This is a genomic window from Paraburkholderia oxyphila NBRC 105797 (assembly GCF_000685075.1).
GTDB classification, from domain to species: Bacteria; Pseudomonadota; Gammaproteobacteria; order Burkholderiales; family Burkholderiaceae; genus Paraburkholderia; species Paraburkholderia oxyphila.
This window is the reverse complement of sequence record NZ_BAYD01000022.1, coordinates 111,344-121,578: the sequence shown is the minus strand read 5'-3', so window position 1 is coordinate 121,578 and position 10,235 is coordinate 111,344. Positions and strand designations below refer to the sequence as shown.

Genomic DNA, 10,235 nt, shown 5'->3' with positions numbered 1-10,235 from the left:
CGGGGAAGAGAACGGAGACGAGAGCGGGGCTGGCGCGGGCGTCGTCGCCGGGCGTGCCGGCGCCGCGCGCCACGGCGCCGGGCTGACGGCCGCGCCAGCAAGCGCCGCGCCGCCTGATGCAGCGCCACCCAATGCCGTCCCTCCGTGCGCTCCCGCCACCGCAGAGGCGGCCATGCCGGCCGCCGTGCCGCTGATGCCGGCCATGGGCTGGCGGCGAGTGTCGGCGGGGAAGCTGGACGGCGGCGTCGATGGCGTTGGCGTTGGCGCGCCGTTCGCGCCCATGGCCGTCGCACGGCGCGCATCGGCCGGCATGCCAGCGCGCGAAGCGCCAGCCGATGCCGGCAGCGGCGCGCCGTTCAGGCCCACAGCTGGATTGCGCCATGCATCGGCTGGCTGCGCGTTGGGTGCAGGTGCGGCGGCCATCGGAGTACGCGCGGCCGGTTGGCCGTCGCGCAGCCAGCCGGCCGGCGCGGTCGGTTCGGTGCGCGCCCATGCGGCAGCGGGGCTGGGCTCCGGCGACGCGAAATCCGGTTCGGTGCGCCACGGCGAGGCACCGCCACGCGTCGTGCCATGCGCAGCGTATGCACTCTCCGCGCCCTGCGCCGCGGCGCTTGCTGTCGCACCTGCGATACCCGAGGCACCCGTTCCAGCGGCGCTCGCCGCGCGCTTGCCCGGCATCTGCGGACGCCACACGGTCGGCCGCTTGCGGCGCGTGCCGTCGAGCGATTCAGGCGTGCCGCCACCCGAGCCGACATTCGGCCCCGTGCCCGAGGCTAGTCCACCGCTCCCGAGTCCCAGGCCGCTACCCAATCCACTCGCCAGCTTGCCGAGGCTGCCCAGTCCGTCCAGACCCGAGCGCATCGCGCCTTGCGGCTGCGCGGCGTCCTGTCTGGAAGCGCGGCGGCCAGGGCGCTCGCCGTCGTCGTGGTTGCTCGAGGGAGGAGCAGGGCGGATATTCAGCCCGAGTCCGAGCGAGTCGTCGGCCCACGCGAAGAAGTTGCGCCAGCGGAAATCGATGAGCCAGGGCAGGCTCACGAAGAGCAGCGCCGTCATGACGAGCGGCGCGGCAGTATGCCCGAGCAGCTTGCCGAGCCCGTCCGCGAGCGCGTGCCCGAGCGCATCGAAGCCTTCGATGTGCAGGAGCGTCGCCTCGAGCGTGCAGCTCGCCAGCAACACGCAGACAAAGCCGAGCCAGAGCCGGATCGTGCCCGGGCCGCGCAAGCCCGCGCCGCCGGGCAGCACCGACTTCACGAGACGCCAGATCAGAGGGATGAACCAGACGGCCGATAAGCCGAACCAGCCAGGGACTACCGTGTGCATGCCAGAGATCAACGATTAAAAGAGGTGCAACGTGTCGAGTGTAACCGCCAGGCCCCACCGCACTGCAAAGCGCGTTGCCGCGGCGCTGCAGCCGGCTTGACGGTGGCTGCAGCGCCAGTCAGGCGTGAAGCAGGCCCGGCAGCCATTCGCGCGGGCCTCGAGCGGGAATAGCGTGCGGGAACAAAGCCGTGGTGGCCCGGGCCGCAACCCGGTGCGCCAGGCCGTGAGCCCATTGCGCAGCGGCGCACGCCAAAAAAAGAGCCGCGCCGTGCGAGGGCGCGGCTGCGGACGGCACGGCGCCTCACTCGCCCTGCTTCGCCGGTGCGGCGGTGGCAGACGCGCCGGCCGGCGCAGCTGCGGCAGCGGACGGGCCCGGATGCGTGAAAGTCAGGCGGTCGCCGTTTTCGAGAATGAGCTGCAGCGACTGCGGCTCGCGCATCTGCACGCCGGTGCGCTGGATATGCGCGAGCGCGTCGAGATACGGGCCTTCGATTTCGCCGCCCGAGCCGGCGCAGGCCATCAGCGTGCCGGCGAGCCGGCCGAACGAGAGCAGCCCGTCCTTGAGCGTGTAGCTGCCCATGTAGCGATTGCAGCCCGAGAAGCCGCTTGCGCGGCGCTGGCCGCTGGCGGTGGACAGATAGAGCGTGACGGGCCGCGCCTCGGGGGCGCCCGCAGTCGCGCCGTTGGCGGCGCCGCTGTCGGTATTCGCGCCCGGTACCGCGCGCAGCGTACCGTCGGCGCGCTTCCATTCGACGAGCTGCCACTGGGTGTTGTCGAGCAATTGCGTTGCCGCCGGATTGAACGGGTCGGGTGGCGGCGCGGACGTGTCCTGGTGAACCGGCAGCTTGCAGGCGGCAAGCATCAGTGCAGCCGCTGCGGCAGCCGCGAACGGCGCGGCGCATGAGACACGTGAGGCGAGCAGGCGCGCAATATGGCGTGCGGCGGGGCGTGTGCTCGAGCGGTGGGGCATCGCATCGTTCCTCATAACTGGCGAAGGCGTAAGCGTAACGCACCAAGGGGCGGCATGCGAGCGCAAACGTTCGTCAAAAAGTCACAAACGCGGGCTTCGCGCACACGATCGCGCAGCGTTGCCGGCGTGGGCGACGCGCATTTCATGCGGATTTCACAGGCAATTCACATTCAGGCGGCACGGGCCGACGCCCGCGGTGTTAACATCGGCGCTCCCTCGCATTCGCCTGGCCCGAAGCGCGCGTCAATCAGGATCGCGCGCTGCCTCACCGTCATACCTGGAGACATCATGCAGACCGGCACTCGCATCGGCACGCCGCTTTCCGCTTCCGCCATCCGTGTCATGCTGCTCGGCGCGGGCGAGCTCGGCAAGGAAGTGATCATCGCGCTGCAGCGCCTCGGCGTCGAAGTGATCGCCGTCGATCGCTACGAAAACGCGCCCGGCCATCAGGTCGCGCATCGCGCCCACGTCATCGACATGGCCGATCCCAAGGCGCTGCGCGCGCTCATCGACGCCGAGCGTCCGCACCTCGTCGTGCCCGAGATCGAGGCCATCGCCACCGATGCGCTGGCTGCCGTCGAAGCCGAAGGCGCCGCCGTCGTGATCCCCACCGCGCGCGCCGCGCAGCTCACCATGAACCGCGAAGGGATCCGGCGCCTCGCCGCCGAGGAGCTGGGCCTGCCGACTTCGCCCTATGCGTTCGCCGACTCGCTCGACGAGCTGAAGGCCGGCATCGCGAAGGTCGGCTACCCGTGCGTGGTGAAGCCGGTGATGTCGTCTTCGGGCAAGGGGCAGTCGGTGCTCAAGAGCGACGCCGACGTCGAGCGCGCCTGGCAATACGCGCTCGCGGGCGGGCGCGTGAATCATGGCCGCGTGATCGTGGAGGGCTTCATCGACTTCGAATACGAAATCACGCAGCTCACCGTGCGCGCGACCGATCCGGCGAGCGGCACCATCGAGACGTACTTCTGCGATCCGATCGGCCACCGCCAGGTGGGCGGCGACTATGTGGAGTCGTGGCAGCCGCAGCCGATGAGCCCGAAGGCGCTGGAGCGCTCGCGCGAGGTCGCGCACAAGGTGACCGCGGCGCTGGGCGGCCGCGGCCTGTTCGGCGTCGAGCTGTTCGTGCGCGGCGACGACGTCTGGTTCTCGGAAGTGAGCCCGCGTCCGCACGACACGGGCCTCGTCACGCTCGCGTCGCAACGTTTCTCCGAATTCGAATTGCATGCGCGCGCGATTCTCGGCCTGCCCGTCGATACGACGGCGCGTGGTCCGGGTGCGTCGGCGGTGATCTACGGCGGCATGGACGCACGCGGCATCGCCTTCGAAGGGGTGGCCGAGGCGCTGGCCGTGCCGGGCGCGGACCTGCGCCTCTTTGGCAAGCCCGAGAGTTTCGTGAAGCGCCGCATGGGGGTGGCGCTCGCGACGGGCGTGGACGTCGAGGAGGCGCGCTCGCGTGCACGCACGGCGGCGGCGGCGGTGCGTCCTGTGCCAGGCGACGCGTCGCAATAATCGCTCGCACACAGCGGGTGCGTAGGGCGGATGTCCGCGCAGCCGCGCAATAACGAACTCACGAGCCAGCGCGCGGGCTGCGATCGGGAGCTGCGGTGCGCATCTGCCGCATGCGCGCCGCACGCCTCGCGCCGGATAATCCCGGTCTTTCGATTTTCCGGCGCGCGGCGAACGCTAGCAGCGGCGCATTCGCAAGGCACCGCGGTGCCTGCCGGGTTATCGTGTCACGCAACTGCAGGAAGGTGGGAATGATGAAGTCGATTGCGTTGTTTCGGCCGCGAGCGCTGCTTGTGGTGTTGTGCGCCTGCGCGCTTTCGGGCTGTGGCCTCGCAGCCGCGCCGTGCCGCGTGGCATCCGCGGGCCTGAAGATCGTGCCGCTGGTCGGGCACGTGGCCGCCGCGCCCACCGACGCCTGCGCCGATGTGATCGACCCCTGAGGCACGATCCACACGTGAGGCACGCGCGGCACGCCTGCGCGTAGCGTCCGGCAATCCGCGCAACGCCCGGACCGCGTGCGGCGCGGCGATCGACGCAACGGCGGCGCAACACGCCATCTCAACACGAAGACAGCCGGAGAACACGCCATGACTCGTCGACGCAGCGCCGCGCGCCGCTTTGCCATCCACTTCAGCGCACCGGGCGCCGCTCGTGCGCTGCCGCGCCGCTTCGGCGCCTGCGCGCTCGCGCTTGCCGTTTTCGGCGCGGTTGCCGGGGTGAGCCTGACGGTATCGCCCGCGCAGGCCGCCTCGCTCGACGTGCGCGAGATCCAGACCCAGTCGCGCCACACATTCCGCTATACCTGCGCGGCCGGCAAGACCTTCAAGGTCACCTATATCAACGGCACCAACGGGCAAAGCTTCGCGCTCGTCCCCGTCGAGGGCCGCAATCTGCTCTTTGTCGGCGTGATTGCGGCGTCCGGCGTGAAGTATGTCGCCGACCGCTATACCTGGTGGACCAAGGGCCCCAGCGCCGATCTCTACGACGCCACGAACGAAGACAGCCCCAAGCCGATCGTCTCCGGTTGCGCCACGATCATGCGCTAGAGGCCGCGCGCCGCACGCGCGACTCCGGCCGGATTGCACGCTTGCCGACGCGATCCGCGCCACCGGCGTAATCTGGCGGTCGTCGCGCACGCTTCATGCGGATTGCGTATTCGTACGTCACGACATACGCAACGGCATTGCACAGCGTCCGCTGAACCGCGAGGTGGCCGATGAAAGCATCTGATCTGTTCGTGAAGGCGCTCGAAGCCGAGGGTGTCGAGTACGTGTTTGGCATTCCGGGCGAGGAGAATCTCGATCTGCTCGAATCGCTGCGGCGCTCGAAGATTCGTCTGATCGTCACGCGCCACGAGCAGGCCGCGGGCTTCATGGCCGCCACCTATGGCCGGCTCACGGGCCGCACCGGCGTGTGTCTCGCCACGCTCGGGCCGGGCGCCACCAATTTCGTGACCGCTGCCGCCTACGCGCAGCTGGGCGGCATGCCCATGCTGATGGTCACGGGCCAGAAGCCGATCAAGACCAGCAAGCAGGGCCACTTCCAGATCGTCGACGTGGTGCGCATGATGGAGCCGCTCACCAAGTACGCGCGGCAGATCGTCTCCATCGGCAATATTCCGGCGCTCGTGCGCGAGGCGTTTCGCCAGGCGGAGCAGGAGCGGCCGGGCGCCGTCCATCTGGAGCTGCCCGAGGACGTCGCCGACGAAGAGGGCGACGGCAAGCCCATCCCGAAGAGCTACAGCCGCCGCCCCATCGCCGAGGAAAAGGCCGTCGCGCACGCGGTGGCGGCGATCTGCACGGCGCGCCATCCGCTGCTCATGATCGGCGCGGGCGGCAACCGCAAGACCACGCGCAACGTGCTGCGCGAGTTCGTCGACCAGACCGGCATCCCGTTCTTCACCACGCAGATGGGCAAGGGCGTGATCGACGAATCGCATCCGCTGTGGCTCGGCAACGCCACGCTCTCCGACGGCGACTTCGTGCATCGGGCGATCGAGCACGCCGATTGCATCATCAACGTCGGCCACGACGTGATCGAAAAACCGCCGTTCTTCATGCGCAGCGCCGAAGAAAAGACCGTGATCCACGTGAATTTTCTCGGTGCCGAAGTCGATCCCGTCTATTTCCCGCAGATCGAAGTGGTGGGCGACATCGCCAATGCCGTCTGGCAATTGAAGGAGCGCCTCAAGGCGCGCGAGCACGCATGGGACTTCGCGCGCTTCGAGGAGATCAAGCGCCACTTCGACGCGCATCTCGCCAAGGGCCAGCACGACCCGCGCTTTCCGATGTATCCGGTGCGGCTCGTGCACGATGTCTACAGCGCGATGCCCGAAGACGGCATCCTGTGCCTCGACAACGGCATGTACAAGATCTGGTTCGCGCGCTACTACCGCGCGCGCGAGCCCAATTCGCTCCTGCTCGACAACGCGCTCGCCTCGATGGGCGCGGGGCTGCCCTCGGCCATCGCGACGAAGATCGTGCATCCCGAGCGCAAGGTGGTGGCCGTGTGCGGCGACGGCGGCTTCATGATGAACTCGCAGGAAGTGGAGACGGCGGTGCGCCTGAAGCTCGATCTCGTCGTGCTGATCCTGCGCGACGACGCCTTCGGCATGATCCGCTGGAAGCAGGAGAACATGAATTTCCCCGATTACGGGATGACGCTGCAGAACCCCGATTTCGTCGACTACGCGCAGAGTTACGGCGCGCACGGCCATCGCGTGAGCGAGGCGGATCAGCTCAAGCCGCTCATCGAGCAGTGTTTCGCGACGCCGGGCGTGCACGTGATCGACGTGCCCGTCGACTATTCGGACAACGAGCGCGTGCTCAATCGCGAGATCAAGCGGCTGAGCGCGCAGCTCTGAAGGGCTTCGTTGAAGCGTTGCGGCGTCCGTGCTGTTCAATGAACGGGCGCGTGCGTTGTTGCACGCCCCGCATTTCCGGAGAACGCGTCATGCTCAAAGCGACTTATCCGTACTACCTGGCCAACGAGGCCGTCGCTGCCAACACCGATCTCGAAGTCACCGACAAATACAGCGGCGAAGTCGCCACGCGCGTCGCGCTGGCTGACGCCAAGGCGATCGATCAGGCGATCGCGGCGGCCGAAGCAGCCATGCCGGCCATGCGCGCATTCCCGCCCTTCAAGCGCCAGGCCGTGCTCGACCACTGCGTCGCACGCTTTCGCGAGCGCTTCGACGAACTCGCGATGGCGTTGTGCATCGAGGCGGGCAAGCCGATCAACGATTCGCGCGGCGAAGTCACGCGCCTGATCGACACGTTCCGCGTGGCCGCAGAGGAGAGCGTGCGCATCGACGGCGACATCGTGAACCTCGAAATCTCGGCGCGCGCGAAGGGCTATCACGGCTACGTGAAGCGCGTGCCGATCGGGCCGTGCTCGTTCATCTCGCCATTCAACTTCCCGCTCAATCTGGCCGCGCACAAGGTCGCGCCCGCGCTCGCGGTGGGCGTGCCGTTTGTGTTGAAGCCCGCGAGCCGCACGCCGGTGGGCGCGCTCATCATCGGCGAGGTGCTGGCGGAAACGGACCTGCCCAAGGGCGCATTCTCGATCCTGCCAGCGCACCGTGACGGCGCCGATCTCTTCACCACCGACGAGCGCTTCAAGCTGCTCTCGTTCACGGGTTCGCCCGCCGTGGGCTGGGATCTCAAGAAGAAGGCGGGCAAGAAGAAGGTCGTGCTGGAGCTGGGCGGCAACGCGGCAGCCGTGGTCGACGCGGACCAGGGCGCGAAGCTCGACTATGTCGTCGAGCGGCTCGCGTTCGGTGCGTATTACCAGTCGGGGCAGAGCTGCATCGGCGTGCAGCGCATTCTCGTGCACGCGTCGCTCTACGACGCGCTGCGCGAGAAGCTGATCGCCAAGGTGAAGTCGCTCAAGATGGGCGATCCGAAGGACGAGAAGACCTTCGTCGGGCCGATGATCTCCGAGTCCGAGGCGAAACGGCTGGCGGGCTGGATGGAGGCGGCGGTGCTGGCCGGCGCGAAGATCGTCGCGGGCGGCCAGGTCGATGGGGCGATGTTCGAGGCCACGCTGCTCGAAGACGTGGGCCGCGACACCGACCTTTACCGGCGCGAGGCGTTCGGGCCGGTGGCGATCCTCGAACGCTTCGACGACTTCGGCGAGGCGCTCACCGTCGTCAACGACAGCGATTTCGGCCTGCAGGCGGGCGTCTTCACCGATTCGCTCGCGAACGCGCACCGCGCCTGGGACGGGCTCGAGGTGGGCGGCGTCGTGATCAACGATATTCCGTCATTTCGCGTCGATAACATGCCGTATGGCGGTGTGAAGGACTCGGGCCTCGGGCGCGAAGGCGTGCGTTACGCGATCGAGGACATGACCGAGCTGCGGCTCATGGTGATGCGCGAGACGTGGTGAGCCCGGGCGGCGCGTGGGTAGCAAGCGGATGAAGGTTGGGCGCAAAGGGCCGGATGTGATTCGCCTTGAGCGCCGCTCCCGGTGGCAGAAGCCGGTCCGCGCGGCCATAGGGATTTATGCCAAGGTGCTACAATACCGGCCTTTCGCCGAATTGCGCCCGCCCTCGTGGCGGGTTCTTGAAGCGGCCGGGCCCAGGCGCACCAAGGTGCACCGCGGCGCACCGGCTGGAAATAAGGGAACGAGCGGGTCGAGCGCGGCCGTCCAGCCAGCGCTCCCTGCGCACCTCTGATGGAGGGCGTTCCCGCGAAAATGCCGGGCATCTTCCGCGAGCCGTCCGCCGGACGGCTGCCGCGGCCGGCAGTCCGGGCACCAAGCCGCAGCGGCCGCGCGGCTCCCGAAAGCGTTTGCCAGGTTTGCGAGCACGTTACGCTGCAAGCCGGCAGCACCCGCAGTGATTACTCAGAGGCGCGCCGCGCCTCACGCGCATAGCGCCTTTATAGCGAAAGCCACCATGTCCGACACAGCCGTCAAGCCCAGCACCGAGACCTTCGATCAGTTCGGCCTCGCGCCCGAGATCCTCAAGGCGATCAAGGAGCAGGGCTACACGACGCCCACGCCCATTCAGGCGCAGGCCATTCCCGTGGTCCTCACGGGCCGCGACGTGATGGGCGCCGCGCAGACCGGCACAGGCAAGACGGCGAGCTTTTCGCTGCCGATCCTGCAACGCCTCTTGCCGCTGGCGAGCACGAGCGCTTCGCCCGCCCGTCATCCGGTGCGCGCGCTGATCCTCACGCCCACGCGCGAGCTGGCGGATCAGGTGGCCAACAACGTGCGCTCCTACGGGGTGCACACGCCGCTGCGCAGCGCGGTGGTGTTCGGTGGCGTCGACATGAACCCGCAATCGGACGAACTGCGCCGCGGCGTGGAAATCCTGATCGCGACGCCGGGCCGCCTGCTCGACCACGTGCAGCAGAAGACCACGCAACTCGGCCAGGTGCAGATGCTGGTGCTCGACGAAGCCGACCGCATGCTCGACATGGGCTTCCTGCCGGACCTCCAGCGCATCCTGAACCTGCTGCCGAAGGAGCGCCAGACGCTGTTGTTCTCGGCCACGTTCTCGCCCGAAATCAAGAAGCTCGCCGCAACCTACCTGCGCAACCCGCAGACCATTGAAGTGGCGCGCAGCAACTCCACGGCCACCAACGTCACCCAGATCGTCTACGAAGTCCACGAGGGCGACAAGACGGGCGCGGTCGTGCAACTGATCCGTGACCGCGGCTTGAAGCAGGTGATCGTGTTCTGCAACAGCAAGATCGGCGCGAGCCGTCTCGCGCGCCAGATCGAGAAGCAGGGCATCGTGGCCGCCGCGATTCACGGCGACCGCTCGCAGAGCGAGCGCATGCAGGCGCTCGACGCGTTCAAGCGCGGCGAGATCGAGGCCCTGGTGGCCACCGACGTGGCCGCGCGCGGCCTCGACATCGTCGAGCTGCCGGCCGTGATCAACTTCGACCTGCCGTTCAACGCTGAAGACTACGTGCACCGCATCGGTCGCACGGGCCGCGCAGGGGCCTCGGGCGATGCGCTTTCGCTGTGCAGCCCGAACGAGAAGAAGCAGCTCGCCGATATCGAAAAGCTCATCAAGCGTCCGCTGACCGTCGAGCACCTCGTGGTCGACGTGCCGGTCGCGCACCACGAAGGCGGCAGCCGCCGCCGGGAACGTGATGGGCGCGATGGGCGTGACAGCCACGAAGGTCGCGGCGAGCGCATCGGCCACCGCCGTGCCGGTGCGTACGAGCGGCCGCATCATCACCGTTCGGCGCAGCCCGTCGACGACTTTTTCCTGAAGCCCTACGAGCCGTCGCCGAGCGCGCGCAGCAAGGCCGACGACATGCCCGCGCCGGCGGCCGCCACGCCGCAAAAGCAGAAGCAGCCGCTTGCCGCGCTGCTCGGTGGCCTGGGCTCGTCGTGGCGCAACAAGCCGACGTCGTCTTCGTCGTCCTGAGGTCAGTCAACGCGCTGGGTGATGGCGCGCCTCCCGGCGCGCCAC

8 protein-coding genes are annotated in these 10,235 nt (G+C 68.4%); 6 read left to right on the top strand and 2 right to left on the bottom strand.

Translation table 11 applies throughout. The annotated features are described in order from the left end of the window. Positions 1–1,320, bottom strand: a 1,320-nt coding sequence (locus tag BO1_RS17035; protein WP_028218593.1) for a DNA translocase FtsK 4TM domain-containing protein, incomplete at its 3' end; no start/stop codon positions are given. A gap of 301 nt (positions 1,321–1,621) precedes the next feature. After that, positions 1,622–2,290 (bottom strand): META domain-containing protein, encoded by a 669-nt coding sequence (locus BO1_RS51385; RefSeq protein ID WP_063744685.1) that lies wholly within the window; start codon positions 2,288–2,290, stop codon positions 1,622–1,624. Between the two features lie 288 nt (positions 2,291–2,578). Here BO1_RS51385 and purT point away from each other — a divergent pair, with 288 nt between their 5' ends. The 6 genes from purT to BO1_RS17000 all read left to right on the top strand — a co-directional run bounded on the left by purT (position 2,579) and on the right by BO1_RS17000 (position 10,190). Further along, the gene (purT, locus tag BO1_RS17025) at positions 2,579–3,802 is read left to right on the top strand and encodes a formate-dependent phosphoribosylglycinamide formyltransferase (RefSeq protein ID WP_028218592.1); all 1,224 of its coding nucleotides are present in this window, start codon (positions 2,579–2,581) and stop codon (positions 3,800–3,802) included. A 248-nt stretch (positions 3,803–4,050) separates the two neighbouring features. Further along, positions 4,051–4,239, top strand: coding sequence for a DUF6726 family protein (locus tag BO1_RS17020; protein ID WP_084688008.1), 189 nt, complete (start codon positions 4,051–4,053; stop codon positions 4,237–4,239). A 147-nt stretch (positions 4,240–4,386) separates the two neighbouring features. Further along, positions 4,387–4,845: an MliC family protein gene (locus BO1_RS17015; protein WP_084688007.1), complete on the top strand. Its 459-nt coding sequence runs from the start codon at positions 4,387–4,389 to the stop codon at positions 4,843–4,845. A gap of 170 nt (positions 4,846–5,015) precedes the next feature. Further along, positions 5,016–6,662, top strand: coding sequence for an acetolactate synthase large subunit (locus tag BO1_RS17010; RefSeq protein ID WP_028218589.1), 1,647 nt, complete (start codon positions 5,016–5,018; stop codon positions 6,660–6,662). 89 nt (positions 6,663–6,751) lie between these two features. After that, positions 6,752–8,188: an aldehyde dehydrogenase family protein gene (locus tag BO1_RS17005; RefSeq protein ID WP_028218588.1), complete on the top strand. Its 1,437-nt coding sequence runs from the start codon at positions 6,752–6,754 to the stop codon at positions 8,186–8,188. 511 nt (positions 8,189–8,699) lie between these two features. Beyond that, positions 8,700–10,190 carry a DEAD/DEAH box helicase gene (locus BO1_RS17000; RefSeq protein ID WP_028218587.1) on the top strand — a complete coding sequence of 497 codons (1,491 nt, stop codon included), beginning with the start codon at positions 8,700–8,702 and terminating at the stop codon, positions 10,188–10,190. The last annotated feature ends 45 nt before the right edge of the window (positions 10,191–10,235 follow it).

Bases quoted from the DNA above. Each gene is read 5' to 3' on its own strand.
- BO1_RS51385 (WP_063744685.1), bottom strand. From the start codon at position 2,290: ATGCCCCACCGCTCGAGCACACGCCCCGCCGCACGCCATATTGCGCGC.
- purT (WP_028218592.1), top strand. From the start codon at position 2,579: ATGCAGACCGGCACTCGCATCGGCACGCCGCTTTCCGCTTCCGCCATC.
- BO1_RS17020 (WP_084688008.1), top strand. From the start codon at position 4,051: ATGATGAAGTCGATTGCGTTGTTTCGGCCGCGAGCGCTGCTTGTGGTG.
- BO1_RS17015 (WP_084688007.1), top strand. From the start codon at position 4,387: ATGACTCGTCGACGCAGCGCCGCGCGCCGCTTTGCCATCCACTTCAGC.
- BO1_RS17010 (WP_028218589.1), top strand. From the start codon at position 5,016: ATGAAAGCATCTGATCTGTTCGTGAAGGCGCTCGAAGCCGAGGGTGTC.
- BO1_RS17005 (WP_028218588.1), top strand. From the start codon at position 6,752: ATGCTCAAAGCGACTTATCCGTACTACCTGGCCAACGAGGCCGTCGCT.
- BO1_RS17000 (WP_028218587.1), top strand. From the start codon at position 8,700: ATGTCCGACACAGCCGTCAAGCCCAGCACCGAGACCTTCGATCAGTTC.